Source organism: Ornithinicoccus hortensis (assembly GCF_006716185.1).
GTDB classification, from domain to species: domain Bacteria; phylum Actinomycetota; class Actinomycetes; order Actinomycetales; family Dermatophilaceae; genus Ornithinicoccus; species Ornithinicoccus hortensis.
The window spans coordinates 2711797-2731117 of sequence record NZ_VFOP01000001.1 but is presented as its reverse complement, the minus strand read 5'-3'; the positions used below and the strand labels follow the sequence as shown (position 1 = coordinate 2731117).

At 72.4% G+C, this 19321-nt stretch carries 21 protein-coding genes; 16 read left to right on the top strand and 5 right to left on the bottom strand.

Annotation, left to right across the window (positions count from 1 at the left end):
- Nucleotides 1–5: 5 nt before the first annotated feature.
- Nucleotides 6–554 carry a gamma carbonic anhydrase family protein gene (locus FB467_RS12805; RefSeq protein WP_141785441.1) on the top strand — a complete coding sequence of 183 codons (549 nt, stop codon included), beginning with the start codon at nucleotides 6–8 and terminating at the stop codon, nucleotides 552–554.
- Between the two features lie 49 nt (nucleotides 555–603).
- Nucleotides 604–1413, top strand: a complete 810-nt coding sequence (locus tag FB467_RS12800) for an inositol monophosphatase family protein (RefSeq protein WP_141785440.1) — start codon at nucleotides 604–606, stop codon at nucleotides 1411–1413.
- Here FB467_RS12800 and FB467_RS12795 read toward each other — a convergent pair.
- Together FB467_RS12795 and FB467_RS12790 are read right to left on the bottom strand one after the other, a co-directional pair.
- Nucleotides 1374–1751, bottom strand: coding sequence for a DUF2304 domain-containing protein (locus FB467_RS12795; protein WP_141785439.1), 378 nt, complete (start codon nucleotides 1749–1751; stop codon nucleotides 1374–1376). The two genes, FB467_RS12800 and FB467_RS12795, sit on opposite strands and share 40 nt — an antisense overlap.
- Before the next feature lie 9 nt (nucleotides 1752–1760).
- A complete protein-coding gene (locus tag FB467_RS12790) occupies nucleotides 1761–2444 on the bottom strand; it encodes a glycosyltransferase family 2 protein (RefSeq protein ID WP_141785438.1) in 684 nt (227 codons plus the stop codon).
- A gap of 35 nt (nucleotides 2445–2479) precedes the next feature.
- Here FB467_RS12790 and FB467_RS12785 point away from each other — a divergent pair, with 35 nt between their 5' ends.
- The 6 genes from FB467_RS12785 to FB467_RS12760 all read left to right on the top strand — a co-directional run bounded on the left by FB467_RS12785 (nucleotide 2480) and on the right by FB467_RS12760 (nucleotide 8437).
- Nucleotides 2480–3076: an acyltransferase gene (locus FB467_RS12785; protein ID WP_141785437.1), complete on the top strand. Its 597-nt coding sequence runs from the start codon at nucleotides 2480–2482 to the stop codon at nucleotides 3074–3076.
- Complete coding sequence (locus FB467_RS12780; RefSeq protein ID WP_141785436.1) at nucleotides 3073–4194, top strand: DegT/DnrJ/EryC1/StrS family aminotransferase; 1122 nt, start codon at nucleotides 3073–3075, stop codon at nucleotides 4192–4194. The genes FB467_RS12785 and FB467_RS12780 overlap by 4 nt, the downstream gene beginning before the upstream one ends.
- On the top strand, nucleotides 4194–5213 hold the full coding sequence (locus FB467_RS12775) for a Gfo/Idh/MocA family protein (protein ID WP_141785435.1): 1020 nt from the start codon (nucleotides 4194–4196) through the stop codon (nucleotides 5211–5213). Before FB467_RS12780 ends, FB467_RS12775 begins: the two co-directional genes overlap by 1 nt.
- On the top strand, nucleotides 5210–6388 hold the full coding sequence (locus tag FB467_RS12770; RefSeq protein WP_141785434.1) for a glycosyltransferase family 4 protein: 1179 nt from the start codon (nucleotides 5210–5212) through the stop codon (nucleotides 6386–6388). The genes FB467_RS12775 and FB467_RS12770 overlap by 4 nt, the downstream gene beginning before the upstream one ends.
- 71 nt (nucleotides 6389–6459) lie before the next feature.
- Entirely contained in the window at nucleotides 6460–7221 is a 762-nt protein-coding gene (locus FB467_RS18510) for a zinc metalloprotease (protein WP_153390299.1), read from the top strand.
- Nucleotides 7214–8437 (top strand): MFS transporter, encoded by a 1224-nt coding sequence (locus FB467_RS12760; RefSeq protein WP_141785433.1) that lies wholly within the window; start codon nucleotides 7214–7216, stop codon nucleotides 8435–8437. The genes FB467_RS18510 and FB467_RS12760 overlap by 8 nt, the downstream gene beginning before the upstream one ends.
- Nucleotides 8438–8448: 11 nt before the next feature.
- Here the strand turns inward: FB467_RS12760 and FB467_RS12755 are convergent, their stop codons facing one another.
- Both FB467_RS12755 and FB467_RS12750 read right to left on the bottom strand, forming a co-directional pair.
- Complete coding sequence (locus FB467_RS12755; RefSeq protein ID WP_141785432.1) at nucleotides 8449–9006, bottom strand: Uma2 family endonuclease; 558 nt, start codon at nucleotides 9004–9006, stop codon at nucleotides 8449–8451.
- 79 nt (nucleotides 9007–9085) lie between these two features.
- On the bottom strand, nucleotides 9086–10501 hold the full coding sequence (locus FB467_RS12750) for a sugar porter family MFS transporter (protein WP_141785431.1): 1416 nt from the start codon (nucleotides 10499–10501) through the stop codon (nucleotides 9086–9088).
- Between the two features lie 185 nt (nucleotides 10502–10686).
- Between FB467_RS12750 and FB467_RS12745 the strand changes: the two genes are divergently transcribed.
- From FB467_RS12745 to FB467_RS12710, 8 genes are all read left to right on the top strand, one after another.
- Nucleotides 10687–11910, top strand: a complete 1224-nt coding sequence (locus tag FB467_RS12745; protein WP_141785430.1) for an MFS transporter — start codon at nucleotides 10687–10689, stop codon at nucleotides 11908–11910.
- A gap of 32 nt (nucleotides 11911–11942) precedes the next feature.
- Nucleotides 11943–12305: an MmcQ/YjbR family DNA-binding protein gene (locus FB467_RS12740; protein WP_141785429.1), complete on the top strand. Its 363-nt coding sequence runs from the start codon at nucleotides 11943–11945 to the stop codon at nucleotides 12303–12305.
- Between the two features lie 38 nt (nucleotides 12306–12343).
- Nucleotides 12344–12883 (top strand): DnaJ family domain-containing protein, encoded by a 540-nt coding sequence (locus FB467_RS12735; protein WP_228393347.1) that lies wholly within the window; start codon nucleotides 12344–12346, stop codon nucleotides 12881–12883.
- A 51-nt stretch (nucleotides 12884–12934) separates the two neighbouring features.
- Entirely contained in the window at nucleotides 12935–14794 is a 1860-nt protein-coding gene (locus tag FB467_RS12730; protein ID WP_141785427.1) for an ABC transporter ATP-binding protein, read from the top strand.
- Nucleotides 14787–16196, top strand: a complete 1410-nt coding sequence (locus FB467_RS12725; protein ID WP_141785426.1) for a glycosyltransferase — start codon at nucleotides 14787–14789, stop codon at nucleotides 16194–16196. The genes FB467_RS12730 and FB467_RS12725 overlap by 8 nt, the downstream gene beginning before the upstream one ends.
- Nucleotides 16193–17326, top strand: a complete 1134-nt coding sequence (locus tag FB467_RS12720) for a glycosyltransferase (protein WP_141785425.1) — start codon at nucleotides 16193–16195, stop codon at nucleotides 17324–17326. Before FB467_RS12725 ends, FB467_RS12720 begins: the two co-directional genes overlap by 4 nt.
- A gap of 112 nt (nucleotides 17327–17438) precedes the next feature.
- On the top strand, nucleotides 17439–17738 hold the full coding sequence (locus FB467_RS12715) for a hypothetical protein (RefSeq protein WP_141785424.1): 300 nt from the start codon (nucleotides 17439–17441) through the stop codon (nucleotides 17736–17738).
- A 103-nt stretch (nucleotides 17739–17841) separates the two neighbouring features.
- On the top strand, nucleotides 17842–18240 hold the full coding sequence (locus FB467_RS12710; RefSeq protein WP_141786653.1) for a pyridoxamine 5'-phosphate oxidase family protein: 399 nt from the start codon (nucleotides 17842–17844) through the stop codon (nucleotides 18238–18240).
- On the opposite strand, the gene wecB is transcribed toward FB467_RS12710, so the two are convergent.
- Complete coding sequence (gene wecB / locus FB467_RS12705) at nucleotides 18230–19288, bottom strand: non-hydrolyzing UDP-N-acetylglucosamine 2-epimerase (protein ID WP_141785423.1); 1059 nt, start codon at nucleotides 19286–19288, stop codon at nucleotides 18230–18232. The two genes, FB467_RS12710 and wecB, sit on opposite strands and share 11 nt — an antisense overlap.
- Nucleotides 19289–19321: the final 33 nt, after the last annotated feature.

Genomic DNA, 19321 nt, shown 5'->3' with positions numbered 1-19321 from the left:
ACCAGATGACGACCAACACCCCCCGCGGGCTGGTGCTCCCCCTGGGAGACCGGGTGCCCGAGATCGACCCGGACGCCTTCCTGGCCCCGCACAGCGTGGTCAGCGGCAGCGTGCGGATCGGCCCCGGCAGCAGCGTCTGGTACGGCGCGTCGCTGCGCGGCGACAACGAGCAGATCACCGTCGGGGAGCGGTCCAACTTCCAGGACAATGTCGTCGTGCACGCGGACGAGGGGTTCCCCGCCACCATCGCCGACGACGTCTCGGTCGGTCACAACGCGGTCCTGCACGGGTGCACCGTGGGCAGCGGCACCATCGTCGGGATGGGCGCGGTCGTGCTCAACGGCGCCCGGATCGGCAGCCAGTGCCTGATCGCCGGCGGTGCGGTCGTCCTCGAGGGCACCGAGGTGCCCGACGGGTCCCTGGTCGCCGGCGTCCCGGCCAAGGTGCGCCGTGAGCTCACCGAGGAGGAGCGGGCCGGCCTGATGACCGGCATCTCGCACTACCCGGTCCTGGCCCGGACCCACCGGGCCGCCCTGGACAGCCAGGACTCCTGAGGCCGCCGCGCCGCGGCGCGCCGCTCACGCACCTCGAAGGGGGACGGCGATGGACACCGACGCGATCCTCAGCCTGCTCAAGGACGTGGCCGAGGAGGTGATCGTGCCCCGCTTCCGGGACCTCGCCGACGGGGAGGTGACCGAGAAGAACCCGGGGGACCTGGTCACCGTCGCGGACCAGCAGGCCGAGGTGCTGATCACCCGGGCGCTGAGCGCCGCCTACCCCGGTGCCGTCATCCTCGGCGAGGAGGCGCACGAGACCGCGCCGTCGTTGATGGCGGCCTACCTGGGCGCCGAGCACGCGTTTACCGTCGACCCGGTCGACGGCACCAAGAACTTCGTCCACGGGTCCCCGGACCACGCCGTGATGGTGGCCGAGACCCGGTTCGGGACCGCGGTCCGCGGCTGGATCTGGCAGCCCCAGCACAACCGGGCGTATGTCGCGGAGCTGGGTGCCGGTGCCTACCGGGACGGGGAGCGGCTCACCCGTCCCGCACCGCCGGCCGACCCGGCCGCGCTGCGCGGGGTCACCTCGCTCCGGGCACAGGTGGGGGCCAAGCACGGAAGGCTGGCCGCGCTCGAACTGACCTGGGTGTGTTGCGGCGTGGACTACCCGAAGCTGGTCGAGGGCGAGGCCGACTTCATCGTCTACGGCCGCAGCCGTCCGTGGGACCACGCCCCGGGGACCCTGCTGCTGACGGAGGCGGGCGGCTTCGCCGGGGACGGCCGGGGGGAGACCTACCGGGCCGGCTCACAACCGGAACGGCTGCTGGCGGCGGCCGACCGGGCCAGCTACGAGGCGGTGCGCCCGGAGCTGGCTCAGGTCCGGGGCTTCGGCCCGGGCGGCGAGGGGTCCTGATCCTCGATCGCCTCGCGCAGCGCCAGCTGCCGGGCGAGGGTGGTCAGGTGCTGCTCGAGCACCCGCATCCGCCGGTAGGAGGCCGCGACGTAGCCCAGGAAGGTGATCGTCAGGCCGTAGAGCAACAGGTCGGCGCCGCGCCCGACGCCGACGGCCTGGGCCACCTGGGTGAGCAGCCGGGGGAAGAGCACGGCCACCACGGCCAGGCCGACGAACCCGATCAGCAGCAGCCGCCGGACCGCCTGGTGGCGGGACCCGCTGGTCGAGCGGGTCAGCATCACGGTCACCACCACGATGCCCACCAGCAGCAGGGTCTTGATCAGCGGTTGGTCCAGCACGTCAGCGCCTCACTTCAGGATCGTGTCGATGAGGATGTTGACCGAGTTGATCAGCGACTGCCCCTTGGCCCGGGAGTAGTCGGTGTAGAGCACGTGGACCGGGTGCTCGGCCCACGGCAGCCCGGACCGGCCGAGCTGGAGCACGATCTCGGTGGCGTGGGCCATCCGGTCCTGCTTCAGGTGCAGCGTCTCCGCGGCGTCGCGCCGCACCACCCGCAGGCCGTTGTGCGCGTCGGACAGGCGCAGCCCCGTCTGCTGGTTGGTGATCCACACCGCGGTCTTCAACACGATCTTGCGCAGGAACCCCGGCTCGGTGCGCGAGTCCAGGAACCGGGACCCGAAGACCACGGCCAGGTCCTCGTCCCGGGCCCGGGTCACCATCGCCTCGGCGTCCTCGACCCGGTGCTGCCCGTCGGCGTCGAAGGTGACCAGGTAGGTCGCGTCCGTGGCCTCGAGCACGTAGCGGATCCCGGTCTGCAGGGCGGCGCCCTGGCCGAGGTTGAACGGGTGCCGCACCACCACGGCCCCCGCCGCCGCGGCGATCCGCGCCGAGTCGTCGGTGGAGGCGTCGTCGACGCACACCACGTGCGGGAACCGCGCCCGGGCCCCCTCGAGCACCTCGGCGATGACGCTGGCCTCGTTGAAGAGGGGGATCACGAGCCACGCGTCGGTCATCGGGGGCGTTAGGCTCATGCACGCATTGTCTCCCACCCCACAGGAGGACACCGGTGGCGACTCGCATCGCGGACAGCGCCGATATCGACGACGACGCCTCGATCGGCGACGGCAGCAGCGTCTGGCACCTGGCACAGGTGCGCTCCGGGGCCCGCCTCGGCGCCGGGTGCATCATCGGTCGCGGTGCCTACATCGGCCCCGGCGTACACCTGGGCGACCACTGCAAGGTGCAGAACTACGCCCTGGTCTACGAGCCCGCCCAGCTGGGCGACGGGGTCTTCATCGGCCCGGCCGTCGTGCTCACCAACGACACCTTCCCGCGGGCGGTCAACACCGACGGGTCGCTCAAGGACGCCGCCGACTGGGACGCGGTCGGCGTGACGATCGGCACGGGCGCCTCGATCGGCGCCCGCGCGGTCTGCGTCGCCCCCGTCACGATCGGTGCCTGGGCGACGGTGGCCGCCGGCGCGGTCGTCACCCGCGACGTCCCCGACCACGCCCTGGTCGTCGGGGTCCCCGCCCGGCAGATCGGCTGGGTCGGCGAGGCCGGCAAACCCCTCGTGCAGGCGCCGGACGGGCGGTTCACCTGCCCGGTCGACGGCACGACATACGAACAGCACGGCGACACGATCCGGAAGGTGGAGGCATGAGTGACCTGGAGATGATCCCCGCGGCGAAGCCGATCATCGGGGAGCAGGAGCGGGCCGCCGTGGACGCGGTGTTGCGCTCGGGGATGGTGGCGCAGGGTCCGCAGGTGGCGGCGTTCGAGGAGGAGTTCGCCCGGGAGCTGGTGGACGGCCGGACGTGCGTGGCGGTGAACTCGGGGACCTCGGGGTTGCACCTGGGCCTGTTGGCGGCCGGGATCGGGGCCGGTGATGAGGTGATCGTGCCCTCGTTCACCTTTGCCGCGACGGCCAACTCGGTGGCGTTGACCGGTGCCCGGCCGGTGTTCGCGGACATCACCGAGGACACCTTCAACCTGGACCCGGAGTCGGTGCGGTCGGTGGTGACGGACGCGACGGCGGCGATCATGCCGGTGCACCTGTACGGGCACCCGGCCGACATGGCGGGGTTGGCGGAGGTGGCCGACGAGGCCGGGGTGATGGTCTTCGAGGACGCGGCGCAGGCGCACGGGGCGCGGATCGACGGCGCGCCGGTGGGTTCGTTCGGCACGTTCGGGATGTTCAGCCTGTACCCGACGAAGAACATGACCTCCGGTGAGGGCGGGATGGTGGCCTGTGCCGACGAGGAGATCGCCCGGGGGGTGCGGTTGCTGCGCAACCAGGGGATGGAGACGCAGTACGCGAACGAGGTCGTGGGGTTGAACAACCGGATGACCGACCTCCATGCGGCGATCGGGCGGGTGCAGCTGGGCAAGCTCTCGGACTGGACGGCGCGGCGGCGGGAGAACGCGGCGTGGTTGGACGCGCACCTGGAGGGGGTGGTGGTGCCGCCGGTCCGGCCGGGGTGTGAGCACGTCTACCACCAGTACACGGTCCGGCTCCCCGGGGCGTCGCGGGAGGAGCGGGACGCGGTGGTGGCCGCGTTGCGGGAGGAGCACAAGGTGGGCTGCGGGGTGTACTACCCGATCCCGAACCACGAGCTGGTCTCGTTGGCCCGGTTCGCCCCGGCGGATCCGGAGGCGCTGCCGGTGACGGCGCGGGCCGCGGCTGAGGTGTTCAGCCTGCCGGTGCACCCGTCGTTGACGGCCGAGCACCTGGAGCGGATCGCGACGGCCGTGAACACGGTCGTGGGGGCGGGGTCCTGATGGGGGCCGCCGGCGGGGGAGTGTTGCCCGCGGGCCAGCCGATCCGGATGGGGCTGATCGGGTTGGGCTCGATGGGCCGGCACCACGCGCGGGTGATCCGTGAGGTGGAGGGGATGGACCTGGTGGCGGTCGCCGACCCGCACGGTGACAAGCACGGCGTGGCCGGGCCGTTGGAGGTGCTGCCCGACGTGGCGGCCCTGATCGCTGCCGGCATCGACGCGGCGATGGTCGCGGTGCCGACCTACCTGCACGAGCCCGTTGCGCTGGCGCTGGCGGAGGCGGGCGTGCACGCGATGGTGGAGAAGCCGATCGCGGCGACGGTGGAGGAGGGCCGCCGGGTGGCGGCGGCGTTCGCCGACGCCGGCCTGGTCGGGTGCGTCGGGTACGTCGAGCGGTGCAACCCGGCGCTGTTGGCCATGCGGGAGCGGATCGAGGCAGGGGAGCTCGGTGAGGTGTACCAGCTCACGACCTCGCGGCAGGGCCCGTTCCCGGCCCGGATCGCCGACGTGGGCGTGGTCAAGGACCTGGCCACGCACGACGTGGACCTGACCGCGTGGATCGCGCAGGCCGGGTACTCCACGGTGTCGGCGCAGGTCACCCACCGGTCCGGGCGCGAGCACGAGGACATGGTGGTGGCCACGGGCCGGCTGGCCAACGGGATCATCGTCAACCACGTGGTGAACTGGCTGTCCCCGGTCAAGATCCGCCAGGTCGTCGCGACGGGGGAGAAGGGCGCGTTCATCGCCGACATGCTCTCCGGGGACCTGACCTTCGTGGCCAACGGCGACGTGGCCAACGACTGGGACCGGGTCGCGGTCTTCCGCGGCGTGTCCGAGGGTGACTCCATCCGCTACGCCCTGGCCAAGCGCGAGCCGCTGCGGGTGGAGCAAGAGAACTTCCGCGACCGGCTGTGGGGCGAACCCTCCGAGGCCGTCACCATGGACGAGGGCGTGCACACCCTCACCGTGGTCGAGGCCATCCTGGAGTCCGCGGCCACCGGGACGACGATCGCCCTGTGACCCGGGTCGCCCTCGCCACCAGGATCTTCACGCCCGAGGCCGCCGCGGCCACCTTCCGGCTCGCGGCGGTCGTGCGGGCCCTGGTCGGACGCGGGGCGGACGTCGACGTGCTCACCGCAGCCCCGCCCCCGGGCCGGGCACCGGAGGACGACCGCCACGTGCCGGGAGCCCGGGTGAGGCGCTGGCCGGTGCTCCGGGACGAGGCGGGCTACGTGCGCGGCTACCTGCAGTACCTCTCCTTCGACGTGCCCCTGGCGCTGCGGCTGCTCACCGTGCGCCGGCCCGACGTCGTCCTCGTCGAGCCGCCGCCCACGACGGGCGCCGTGGTCCGGGTGGTGACGGGGCTCCGGTCGCTGGTGTCCCGGCGCCGGTTGCCCTACGTCTACTACGCCGCCGACATCTGGTCCGACGCGTCCGCCTCCACCGGCGCCCCCGCCCCCGTGGTGGCCGGGGTGCGCGCCGTCGAGCGCTACGCCCTGCGCGGGGCCCGGGACGTGATCGCCGTCTCCGAGGGAGTCGCCGAACGGGTCCGTGCCCTGGGCGGGCGGGCCGTGCGGGTCATCCCCAACGGCATCGACACCGACACCTTCGCCCCCGACGGGGACCGACCGGACGCCGCTCCCGACACGCCCTTCCTGGTGTATGCCGGCACCGCCTCGGAGTGGCAGGGCGCCGAGGTCTTCGCCCGGGCGATGCGCCACGTGGTCGCCGAGGAACCCGGCGCGCGGCTGGTCTTCCTCGGGCAGGGCAGCTCGTGGCCGGAACTGCGCCGGATCGCCGAGGACCTGCCCGCGGGCACCATCGAGCTGCGCCCGCTCGTGCCGCCGGAGGAGGCCGCCGCCTGGCAGCGGGCCGCGGCGGCCGCCCTGGTCAGCGTGAAACCCGGGCTGGGCTACGACTTCGCCTACCCCACCAAGGTGATCGCCGCCCTGGCCTGCGGCACCCCGGTGGTCTACGCCGGGCCCGGTCCGGCGGCCGAGGACCTGGTGACGCACCGGCTCGGGGAGGCCACGGCATACGACGAGACCGAGGTGGCGGCGGCCATCCTGCGGGTGCTGCGGGCAGGTGGGGACGAGGAGGCGAGGGCCCGGCGCGTGGCGTGGGTGCTGGCGCACCGGTCCCTGGCCGCCACCGGGGAGGGTGCCGCCGACGTGGTGCTCGCTCCCGCCCCCTAGCAGCGGGTTCACCGGCGCGGACGTCGAGGGTGCTGCCCGGCAGGGGCACCCGGGGACGGATAATGCCGACCATGACCTTTCCCGAGCCCCCGCCCCCCGGTTGGGACTCGATGGGACGGCCGCGCCGGAGCAGGGCGCCGGCGGGCCTGGCCATGGTCCTCCTCTTCGCGCTCGTCGGGGTGCTCCTGCTCAATCCGCTGCTGATCTCCGACGCCCTGGAGCGGGTGGGCCTGGGCGGGGCCAGCCGGTTGCGCCCGGCGCCGGAGACCTCGTCCTCGGCCACGGCCTACGCCTTCGTCGACACCCAACCGGGCACGGGGACGCCGGTGAGCTACGACCCGTGCCGCGAGATCGAGGTCGCGATCAATCCCGACGGCGCCCCCGGGGACCACGAAGAGCTGGTGCGCACCAGCCTGGAGCGCACCAGCGAGGCGACCGGGTTCGTCTTCGTCTTGGTGGGCACCACTCCCGACCGGGAGCGCGGCATCCGCACCCGGGACCAGCCGGTCCTGGTGATGTGGGCCGACGAGGAGGAGGTGTCCGAGCTCGAGGGGCGCATCGCCGGGATCGGCGGCAGCACCGTGCAGCAGGCGCCGAACGGCTTCAAGCAGTTCGTGTCCGGCGTGGTCGTGCTCGACGTCGACGCCTTCGAGGACATGCGGGAGCCGGCGGTCCGGCAGGCGATCGTCGACCACGAGTTCGGCCACCTCGTCGGGCTGGACCACGTCGATGACGAGAGCCAGCTGATGCACGCCGAGGGGGCGCGCAACCTGACCTACGGCACCGGCGACCTGGCCGGGTTGGCCCGACTGGGGAACGTGGCCTGTGGCTGACACCCCCGCCCGCCCCGCCGTGCCGGCCCGCCGCGCCGCGCTCGCGGCGATCGCCGTCCTCTTCCTGGCCCTCAACCTGCGGCCCGCCGCCTCCTCGATCGGACCCGTCCTCGCCGAGATCCAGGACGGGCTGGACATGAGCGCCGCCGCGGCCGGCGTGCTGGGGGCGCTGCCCGGTTTCGGCTTCGCGGTGTTCGGGGCGATGGCGGTCACCCTGGCGATCCGGATCGGCCTGAACTCGGCCATCGCCGTGGGTGCCTTCGCCGCCGCCGTCGGGCTGGTGGCCCGCGCGGTCGTCGGCGACGTCGCCGTCTTCATCGGGCTCTCGCTGCTCGCGTTCGCGGGAGTCGCGGTCGGCAACGTGCTGATCCCGGCCTTCATCAAGCGACACTTCCCGAACCGGCTGCCGCTGATGACCTCGGTGTACTCCACCGGGCTCGCGCTGGGCGCCAGCATCCCGGCGGCCCTCGCCATCCCGCTCGCGGGCACGCTGCCCGGGCAGTGGCGCGGCAGCATCGGCCTGTGGGGCGTGACCGCAGCATTGGCGTGCATCCCGTGGGTGGTGCTGGCGCTGGTGGAGCAGCGCCGGAGGCTGCCCGGCCAGCGCGCGGTGACCGGCTCGATGTGGGGGATGCTCCGCTCGAGGAAGGCATGCGCCTTGGCCGTCTTCTTCGGGGTGCAGTCCTCCCAGGCCTACATCCAGTTCGCCTGGATCGCGCAGATCTACCGGGACAGCGGGCTGGCGCCCTCGATGGCCGGGGTGCTCGGTGCGACCATCGCGGCCTTCGGGATCCCCACCGGCTTCCTGATGCCCTGGATGGTGGGTCGCTACTCCGACCTGCGGGTCCTCGTCGTGCTGCTGGGTGCCCTGCTGAGCGCCGGCTACCTGGGCCTGTGGCTGGCCCCCACCACGCTCCCGTGGCTGTGGGCGGTCTTCCTCGGGATGGCGGGGGCCGCCTTCCCGCTGGCCATCGCGCTGATCACGATCCACACCCGCGATCCCCGGGTCACCACCCGGGTCTCCGGGTTCACCCAGTCCATGGGCTACCTGATGGCGGCCGTGGGCCCCTTCCTGGTCGGCTGGCTGTTCGACCTCGGGGGGAACTGGAACCTGCCCCTCGGGCTCCTCGTGCTGGTCGGCCTCCTGATGGCCGGGTCCGGCCTCATCGCTGCCGGCCCGGGCTACGTCGACGACGAGCTGCCGCAGCAGGGCTAGCACCGTTTCCCTCAATCGCGGACCAGGTCGGCGGGTCGGATCTCCACCGGGAACGGATCCGACAAGCGCGCGACCTCCTCGCCGGTGACCTCCGCGACCAGGCGGTAGTGGCCGCCCCGGAGCCGCCAGGCGCTCAGGGACGGCTCCACCGGGTCGACGACCCAGTACGACGGACACCCCGCCCGCAGGTAGCGCTCGAACTTCAGGCCTAGGTCGATCCGACGGGTGCTCGGCGACAACACCTCGACCGCCAGCACCGGTGCCGCCGGCAGGTCCCGGTCGGTGAGGTCCGTCCGTCGGGCCACCAGGAGATCCGGTTGGAGGACGGTGTCCTCCGCCAGGACGACGTCGAACGGTGCGAACAGGAGCACCAGCCCGTCGGGGAGCCCGTCGTTGAGCAGGAGGACCAGGTTGAGCAGGGCGGTCTGGTGCCACCGCCCGGGGGACGGGGTCACCAGCACGCTCCCGTCGAGCAGCTCATAGCGCGCAGAGTCGTGGCCACCGCGCAGTTGCTCGAGGTCCCCGCGGGTGAGCGGTCCGCTGTGCGGGATGGGCGTCACGCGATCCATGCTGCCCCCTTCCTGCCCATCCGCACCACTGTGCCGTGCCTGGAGGGGAGTAGGGGGCCGTTGTCCACAGCCTCCCGGGCTACATGTCCTCGAGCTGTCTGCCCTTCGTCTCCGGCACGAACTTGAGCACGAACACCAGCGACAGGAATGCGAACAGGGTGTAGAACCCGTAGGCGAAGCCCAGGCCGACGTCGGCCATCGCCGGGAAGCTGGTCGAGATCGCGAAGTTGGCCAGCCACTGTGCCGCGGCGGCCAGGCCGAGGGCCGTGCCGCGGATCTTGTTGTTGAACATCTCGCCGAGCAGCACCCACACCGCCGGGCCCCACGAAATACCGAAGAAGACCACGAACAGGTTGGCGGCGACGAGCGCGATGACGCCCTGGGTGTCGCCGAGCGCGGGCTCCAGGCCCTCGTCGCCCTGGACCAGCGGGGCGGTGGCGAAGATGTAGGCCAGCGTGCCCAGGGTGAGGAACATCCCCACCGAGCCGATCGTGAGCAGTCGCCGGCGTCCGATCTTGTCGATCAGCGCGATCGCCACCAGGGTGACCACGATGTTGGTGACGGAGGTGATCACGGTCTGGGTGAGCGCGTCGGACTCGGTGAAGCCCACCGACTGCCACAGCGTCGAGGAGTAGTAGAAGATCACGTTGATCCCAACGAACTGCTGGAAGACCGAGAGTGCGACGCCGATCCAGACGATGGGCAGCAGCCCGCGGCCGCCGGGGTTCAGCAGGTCTCGGAAGGAGGACCTGGCGTCGCGCTTGACCGTCCGGACGATCTCGGCGATCCGGTCGTCGATCCCGGTCTTGAGCACCTCGCCCAGCACCGCGCGGGCGCGCTCGAGGTCACCCCGGGCCACCAGGAAGCGGGGGGACTCCGGGATGGTCAGCGCCATCACGCCGTAGACCGCCGCGGGGATTACCTCGGCGATGAACATCCACCGCCACGCCTCCATGCCCCACCAGAGCTGCTCCGCGGCACCACCGGCGATCGCGGCGAGCCAGGCGTCGGAGAGCAGCGCGACGAAGATGCCGGTCACGATGGCCAGCTGTTGCAGGGACCCAAGGCGGCCACGGATCGAGGCGGGGGAGATCTCGGCGATGTAGGCGGGGGCGATCACCGAGGCGGCGCCCACCCCCAGCCCGCCGAGCACCCGCCAGCCGATCAGGTCGGCCGGACCGAAGGCCAGGCCCGACCCGGCGGCGCTGACGAAGAACAGGGCGGCGGCGATCACCATCACCCGGGTGCGGCCGATCCGGTCGGCCAGACGTCCCGCGAGATAGGCACCGGCGACGCAGCCCAGCAATGCCGAGGACACCACGAAGCCGGTGAGTCCCGAGCCCATCTCGAACTGCGCGCGCACCGCCGTGACGGTGCCGTTGATCACGGCCGTGTCGAAGCCGAACAGGAAGCCGCCGAGTGCGGCGACGGCGGCCAGGATGAGCGCCCTCCCCGTCGCGTACTGCTCCTCGGTCGATGACGGTTGACTAGCCATGGGACACATCCCCTTCCGACCCGGTGCCCTCGACAGTGAGGGGTAGTGGACTGCCAACCACGGATCACGGTCCGGGACCAGCGGCCACGGCGTTCGGAATATTGCGGGGTGGACGCGCATTGTGCTGGTGCCGGCCGCGGACAGGGACGTCGGGCCACGTCCCCGAACCCCACAGGAGCCCCTGGATGACCGTGGCCCCGCCACGCCCGCACACTCCACACCCCACCCCCGAGACCCTCGACGCCCCGGCCCGGGCCCACCTCGCCCTCGTCACCACGGCCCTCGTGGTCGGCGGGTTCGCGATCGGCACCACCGAGTTCGTGACGATGGGCCTGTTGCCGCAGATCGCGAACGGCGTCCACGTCTCGATCCCCACCGCAGGTCACGCCATCTCCGCGTATGCCGTGGGCGTGCTGCTCGGCACGCCCGTCGTCGCGGTGCTCGGGGCACGGTTGCCGCGCCGCGGTCTCGCCCTGGCGCTGATGGCCGTCTTCACCCTCGGCAGCATCGCCAGCGCCCTGGCGTCCTCCTACGAGTGGTTGGTGCTGGCCCGCTTCCTCTCCGGCGTGCCGCACGGGGCCTTCTTCGGGGTCTCGGCGCTGATCGTCTCCTCGCTCGCCGCCCCCGGGCAGAAGGGGCGCGCGGTGAGCCGGGTGATGCTCGGCATACCGATCGCCAACATGGCCGGGGTGCCGGCGGCGACCTGGCTGGGAAAGACCATGGGCTGGCGCTCGGCCTACTGGCTCGTGGCGGCGGTGGCCGTGCTGACGGTCGCCCTCGTCGCCCGGTGGGTCCCGCGCACCCCGGGGGACCGGACCGCGAGCGGGCGCCGCGAGCTGGCGGCCTTCCGCCGCGCGCAGGTCTGGTTGACCCTGCTGATCGGGGCCGTGGGCTTCGGCGGGATGTTCGCGATGTACTCCTACATCGCCCCGACGGTCACTGAGGTCACCGGACTGGGTGAGTCGGCGGTCCCGTGGTTCCTCCTCGTCTTCGGCATCGGCGGCGCGGTCGGCTCCCTCGTCGGCGGCTGGCTGGCCGACTGGTCGGTGCTGCGCGGGCTGCTCATCGCGCTGGTCGCCACGGGGCTGCTGCTGGCGACCTTCACGGTGACCTCGCAGTGGGCGGTGCCGGCCCTGCTGACCGTCTTCGCCGTGTCCGCCGCCGCGTCCGTGCTCGTGGTGGTGCTGCAGCTGCGGCTGATGCAGGTCGCCGGGGACGCGGAGACGATCGGCGCCGCGAGCAACCACGCCGCGCTGAACTTCGCCAACGCGCTGGGTGCCTGGCTCGGGGGCGCGGTGATCCACGCCGGGTGGGGCTACCAGGCGGCCAGCTGGGTCGGGGCGGCGCTGTCGATGGCCGGCCTGGCCGTCCTGGGGCTCTCCCTCTGGCTGCACCGGCGCACGCGTTAGCCTGGAGGGACCTCGACCGCGGGAGGCGGGCCATGGCGCAGGACCACATCAGGGACCACGCACTCGGCCTGCCCGGCGCCTGGCCGGACGAGCCGTGGGAGGGCGACCAGGTCGCCAAGGTCGGGCCTGCGGGGGCGGGCAAGATCTTCTGTTTCCTGGGCTCCGGGTCGATCGGGATCAAGGCCGCGGTCACCCGGGAGGAGGCCGACGAGTGGCTCGACCGCTATCCGGACGATGCCTCCGTGATGGCCTACATCGGCCGGTCCGGATGGAATTCGCTGGCCCGGGGCGGCGCGATCCCGGACGATGAACTGATCGAGGCGATCGAGGACTCCTACCGGCTGGTGGTCGCGCGGTTGCCGAAGAAGCACCGACCCGAGGGGTGGGCAGGATGAGTGGACCGGAACCAGGACGGACGGACCAGGCGCGCGCCGTGCCCGACCAGGCGGAGGCCGCGACCGCGCGGCCGCGGATGGACCTGCAGAAGATCGAGACCTGGGTGGACCATGCCATCCAGCAGGCCCAGCGCAACGGCGACTTCGACGACCTGCCCGGGGCGGGCAAACCGCTGGACCGCATCGACCGGGCGGGGGACGACCCCGACTGGTGGATCAAGGGGCTGATCCAGCGGGAGAAGCTGGACATGACCGGGGCGCTGCCGACGGCCCTGGCGCTCCGCCGGGAGCGCTCGACCTTCCCGGAGGCGCTGGTCGAGCTGGCCGAGGAGGCCCAGGTCCGGCAGCGGCTCGAGGACTTCAACGAACGGGTCCTGGCCGACCGTCGCAAGCCCTACTTCGGCACCGGCTCGCCGGTGGTCGTCGGGCGGGTCGACATCGAGGAGATGGTCGCGGCCTGGAGGGAGGCCCGGGAGGCGCACCAGGCGGTGACGGCCGAGTCGGCCGGCGAGCCGGCCACGGTCGACGGCGCAGCGCCACGCCGCCGCTGGTGGCAGCGCACCTGGAATACCGGCTGAGCACCGTTAGGCTGACGCCGGACAACAACCCGGGTTGCTGAGGAGGCGTGGATGGTCGCTCTGTGGCGGACCGTCCGATCGCTGCTCACCGTGCTGCCGGCCGGAACCCGCCGGTTCATCTCCACCTTCGCCGTGCTGCAGAGCATGCTGGCGATCCTGGACGTGCTGGCCCTCGGCCTGCTCGCGATGATCATGGCGCCGATGCTGACTGGGGCCTCGTTCCAGGTCCCCGTCATCGGCGTGACGATCAGCGAGCCGGCGCAGTTCCGCAACATCCTGATCCTGGTCGGGCTGCTGATCATCGGCAAGAGCGTCCTCGCCATCTGCCTGCAATGGTGGGCCACGAGGCGTTTCGCCCGCTTCGAGCAGGTGCTCGGGGCGCAGTTGCTGGAGACGACCTTCCGGGCCCCGTGGACCGAGCGGTTGACCCGCAACTCCACCGAGATCGTGCGGGCCACCGACGTCGGGGTGGGCGCCACCGTCGCCGGCGTCCTCATCCCGTTCTGCCAACTGTCCGGTGAGTTGTTCACCTTCATCGCCGTACTGGGCGTCCTGCTGGTGGCCCAACCGGTGCTGGCCTCGGCCACGATCGTCTACTTTGGGCTGATCGGCGCGGTCCTCTACCTGTGGGTGCTGCGCAAGGCGGTCAAGGCGGGTCAGGACAACCGCAACTACTCGACCCGGGCCGTCCGGCTGATCAGTGAGATGATCCACTCGCTGAAGGAGATCACGCTGCGCAACAAGTCCGGCGAGGTCGCCGAGGTGGTGCTCTCGGTGCGCAAGCGGGCCTCGCAGGCCAGGGCGAACCAGTCCTTCCTCGGCGCCATCCCGCGCTACGTCCTGGAGGCTGGCCTGATCGGGGGCCTGGGGATCGGCGCGACCATCGGCTACCTCCAGGCGGTCGCCTCCGGCGAGGACGGCGTGAGCGGCGCCCTCGCGGCGGTGGCCCTGTTCGGGGTCGCCGGCTTCCGCATCGTGCCGTCGCTGACCCGGTTCCAGACGATCATGGCCCAGACGGGCGCGAACATGCCCTTCGCCGACCAGGTGCTCGCGGAGATCGAGCGGGGCCGCGGCTACGTCGCCGCCGATGCCGCGGCCGGGGCCCGCGACCTGCCCGACGCCGCGCGCACCCTGCGGCTGGACCGGGTGACGTTCAGCTACCCCGGCAGCGAGGTCCCGGCCGTGCGGGAGGTCAGCCTGGAACTGCCGTTCGGGCAGACGCTGGCCCTGGTCGGGGCGTCAGGATCCGGCAAGTCGACCCTGGTCGACATCATCCTGGGCCTGCTGGAGCCCTCCGAGGGACGGGTGCTCGTGGGGGAGACCCCGCTGGAGGAGGTGCTCCTCGGCTGGCGCAGCAAGGTGGGCTACGTGCCGCAGGAGGTCTCCCTGTTCGACGCGTCGGTGGCCCGCAACGTCGCCCTCACCTGGAAGGACTCCGAGGTCGACGAGGACCGAGTCCGCCGGGCCCTGGAGCGGGCCCAGATGCTCGACGTCATCGAGGCCCGCCCCGGGGGCATCCACGGCAAGGTGGGGGAGCGTGGGATGAGCCTGTCCGGTGGGCAGAAGCAACGGCTCGGGGTCGCCCGGGCGCTCTACACCGACCCCGTCGTCCTGGTCATGGACGAGGCCACCTCGGCCCTGGACACCAGCACCGAGGCCGCCGTCACCTCGGCGATCCGCGAGCTGGCCGGCGAGGTGAGCGTCATCGTGGTCGCCCACCGCCTGGCCACCATCCGGCACAGCGAGCAGGTGTGCTTCATGCGCGACGGCCGGCTGATCGCGCAGGGGACCTTCGAGGAGGTCGTGGCCGCGGAGCCGGACTTCGCCACCCAGGCCGCCCTGGCCGGGCTCACGCCGGGACAGGAGCGGGTCGCGGTCGACGCGCCCGCCGGAGAGGAAGGCCGTGACTGAACCGTTGCCCCGGGTGGGCGGCCGCGCGCCGCGGGTCGCCCTGCTGGTCTACAACGACGCGCACGCCGACGCCCGGGTGATCAAGACCGCCACCTCGCTGCGCTCGGCCGGAGCCGAGGTCCGGATCTTCGCGGTGGCGCGAGCCCGCGCCGGGTATGCCGAGGGCCCGGACACCGTGGGCGAGGGCATCGAGGTGCAGCGCGCCCCCGAGTTCGAGCTCATCCGCTACGCCCCCTGGGCGGTCGACCTCGCCCGCAGGGTGCTCGGCCGGCAGACGCCCGTGGCCCGGGGCACCGCCGACCAGACCTCCCCGGGGACCACCGAACAGGCACCCAGCCGCCCGGAGCCGGCGGTCGACATACCGACCCTGCCGGCCCGGCCCACCGCGAAGGACCGGGTCCTCTTGGCGGCCAACGACGTGTGGCTGCGCACCTTCCGCACCGCCAACCTCGGGCTCTACTGGCTCGAGGCGGCCCGGGAGGCGATCGCCTGGCGGCCGGACGTCGTGCATGCCAACGACGGCAACACCCTCGCCCCCGCCTGGTGGATCTCCGCACGCACCGGGGCACGCGTCGTCTACGACGCGCACGAGCTGTGGCGGCACCGCAACGTGCGGACGGACCGGCCTGTCGCGCCCCTGGTCGAGACGGCCATCGAGTCCACGGTGATCCGGCGGGCCGCCGGCGTGATCACGGTCAGCCCCTCGATCGTGGACTGGTACCGCACCGCCTACCGTTTGCCGGAGGCCCCGACGCTGGTGCGCAACATCCCCAGCGGTGCCGGGGGCCCGGTCGACCCCGCCCGGGGGCGGCTGCGCGAGCTGGCGGGGCTCGGCCCCGACTCCCAGGTCGTGGCCTACGGCGGCCGGATCACCACCTCCCGCGGCATCGAGGAGACCCTGGAAGCGATGGCGCTGCTGCCCGAGGGGGTGCACTTCGTGCTGCTCGGCTACGGCGAGCCGGACTACCTGGCCGTGCTTCACGAGCGGATCGGCCGGCTCGGGCTGGGGGAGCGGGTGCACTTCGTCGGCAAGGTCGCCCCCTCGGAGGTCGCGACCGCGCTGGCCGACGCGGACCTGTCGGTGGTCTATGTCCGGCCGGTCTGCCTGTCCTACGAGTTCAGCCTGCCCAACAAGCTCTTCGAGTCGATCCACGGGGGCCTGCCGATCGCGGCCGCCGACCTGCCGGACACCGCCGCGGTGGTGCGCGAGCACGGCGTCGGGGAGATCTTCGACGCCCAGTCCCCGGCCGACATGGCCGCGACGATGAGCACCATCCTTGACGACCCGGAGCGCTACCGGGCCGCCGCCCGGCGCGCGGCCACCGAGCTCACCTGGGAGCACGAGGAGGCCGAGCTGCTGGGCCTCTACGCGCGGGTCCTGGCCGGGTCTGGTCGCCCATGAGCGAGCGCCGCAGCCTGCTGATCATCAGCCTGAGCCGGCTCGTCGCCGACGCCCGGGTGCTGCGCCAGATCCGCCTGTTCGCCGACCGGTATGCCGTGACCACCGTCGGCTACGGCCCCGCCCCCGACGGGGTGGTCGAGCACATCCAGGTGCCTGACGAGATCATCGCCTGGCATACCGACCGGCGGTTGCTGATCCTGCGGCGCTACCAGTCGGCATACGACACCGCCCCCGTGATCAAGCACCTGAGGCCGCGGTTGGAGCCCGGCCGGTGGGACGTGGTCCTGGCCAACGACGTCGACTCGGTGCCCCTCGCGGTGACCCTGCGCCCGCCCGCCGGGGTCCACGCGGACCTGCACGAGTACGCCTCCCGGCAGAACGAGGAGTCCTGGCGGTGGCGTTGGTTCGTCGCGCCTTACCGTCGCTGGATGGTGCGCACCTGGGTGACCCGGGCCGCCTCGGTCACGACGGTGGGGGAGAAGCTGGCGCAGGAGTACCGGCGGGAGTTCGGCGTCGAGGCGGGGGTGGTGATCAACGCCGCCCCGTATGCCGACCGCTCACCCACGCCCGTCGGTGAGCCGCTGCGGCTGGTCCACTCCGGCGCCGCCCGGCGCAACCGCAGCCTCGGGCTGATGCTCGACGCGGTGCGCCTGACGGAGCGGCCGGTGACCCTGGACCTGTACGTCGTGCCCAACGACCCGGGCTACCTGGCCGAGCTGGAGGAGCAGGCCGCGGACCTGCCCCAGGTGCGGTTCAACGAGCCGGTGACACCGGGGGAGCTGGTCGAGCGGCTCGTGCGGTGCGACGTCGGGGTGTTCGTGCTGCCGCCGCTGACCTTCAACTACCTGAACACGCTGCCGAACAAGTTCTTCGACTACGTGCAGGCCCGCCTGGCCATCATCGTGGGTCCCAGCCCGGAGATGGCCGCGCTGGTGGAGCAGCACGGGCTGGGCGTCGTCACGCCCGACTTCACCGCGGAGTCGCTGGCCAGGGCGCTGGACGACCTGACGCCGGAGCAGGTCGCGGCGTTCAAGGCTGCCAGCCATGCGATCGCGCAGGAGTACTCCGCGCAGGAACAGGTGCTGGGCTGGGCGCGCGCCGTCGATGCGCTGGCGGCCCGGCTCGGATGACACTTCGGGCCGGCATCCGGCTGAGGTCCGGCGTGTCCGCGTCGCCGACTGGACGCGGTATTGCCGGATCCGGGGCGATATCCGTGCATAACCCGTCCAGTCGGCGGGTCCCGTGACACCGCGACCCGAGATCGTCTGCATCTGTGGCTCCGCCCGGTTCGCCGACCAGATGCGTGCGGCGAACCGCGAGCTGACCTTCGCCGGCGCGATCGTCCTCGCCCCCGCCGAGGCGGACGGGGCGGTCACCGAGGAGCAGAAGTCCGCGCTGGACGCCCTGCACCTGCACAAGATCGACCTGGCCGACCGGGTCCTCGTGGTCAATCCCGGGGGCTATGTCGGTGAGTCCACGACGAGGGAGATCGGGTACGCCCGGGCCGCCGGAAAGTCGGTCACCTTCACCGACCCGGGCTGAGGGGCGGCGCCGGATCGCCGGGACGGGACCTTGGGCCCTTGGCAGAAGGCGCGGCGTCCGGTGTACTCGAAGCACCGACGAGCGAGGAAGGCCGGTGGGCAGGATGGACCAGGACGCGATCCAGCAGATGACCGCGGACGAGTGCTGGAGGCGGCTGCGCGACGCGGCATACGGCAGGCTGGCCGTCGTCGTGGAGGGCGGGCCAGACATCTTCCCGGTCAACCACGTCGTGGACCGGGGGACCTTGGTGTTCCGGACCGCCACCGGGACCAAACTGGCCGGCGCCGTGGGGCAGTACGTCGCCTACGAGATCGACGGCCGGGACGGTGACACCGCCTGGAGCGTCGTGGTCAAGGGACCGGCCACCGAGGTCCGGGACTTCTACGACTCGATCGAGGTGCTGGACCTGGGGATCACGCCGTGGCAGCAGGGCAACAAGCCCCGCTTCGTGCGGATCGAGCCCGAGGAGACGACGGGCCGGGCCTTCCGGATCAGCGGTTGAGCAACGCGTCGAGCACGGCCGCCGCGGCGTGGCCGTCCCCGTAGGGGGCCGCGTCGGTGGCCGGGGGAGCCGGGCGGGTCGCGGCGGCGGCCAGGTCGGGGCCGGGCTCGACCAGGACGTTCCACCCCCGGTCGACCGTCTCGACCCACTCGGTCTCGGTGCGCACCGTGGTGCACGGGGTGCGCAGCACGAACGCCTCCTTCTGCAGCCCGCCGGAGTCGGTGATCACGCCCCGGGCGTGGGAGACCGCGCCCACGAGCGAGGGGTAGGCCAATGGGTAGCGGGTGGTCAGCGACCCGCCGTCCAGGTCCAGCCCCTGTGCCGAGGCCTTGGCCCGTAGGCGCGGGTGCGCCAACAGTACGACCGGGTGGTCCACCTCCTGCAGTGCGGCGACGATCGCGCGCAACCGGTCCGGGTCGTCGGTGTTCTCCGCCCGGTGGATCGTGGCCACCGAGAACCCGCCGGACGGCATACCCAGTTCCTGCAGCACGGCGTCGTCGTCGGTGAGCCGGTCGCGGACCTTGAGCAGCACGTCCACCATGACGTCGCCCACGACCACCGTGCGGTCGGCCAGACCCTCGTCGGCCAGGTGACCCGCGGCGACCCCGGTCGGTGCGAGGAGCAGGTCAGCGGCGTGGTCGGTGAGCACCCGGTTGTGCTCCTCCGGCATCCTCCGGTTGAAGCTGCGCAGACCCGCCTCCAGGTGCGCGACCGGCAGGTGCAGCTTCACCGCCGACAGGGCGCCGGCGAGGGTGGAGTTGGTGTCGCCGTAGACCAGCACCCAGTCCGGGGCGTGCTCGGCCAGCACCGCGTCCATCGCGGACAGGATCGCCCCGGTCTGCACGCCGTGCCCCCCGGAGCCGACCCCCAGGTGGACGTCGGGGTCCGGGATCCCCAGGTCGGCGAAGAAGACGTCGGACAGCATGGGGTCGTAGTGCTGCCCGGTGTGGACGATCACGTGCTCCACCCCCCGGGCCCGGCACTCGTCGGCCACGGGGGCCAGCTTCACGAACTGCGGACGGGCGCCGACGACACTGAGGATCTTCACGCGGGTCAGCGTAGAGGGCCGTTAGGTTGGGTG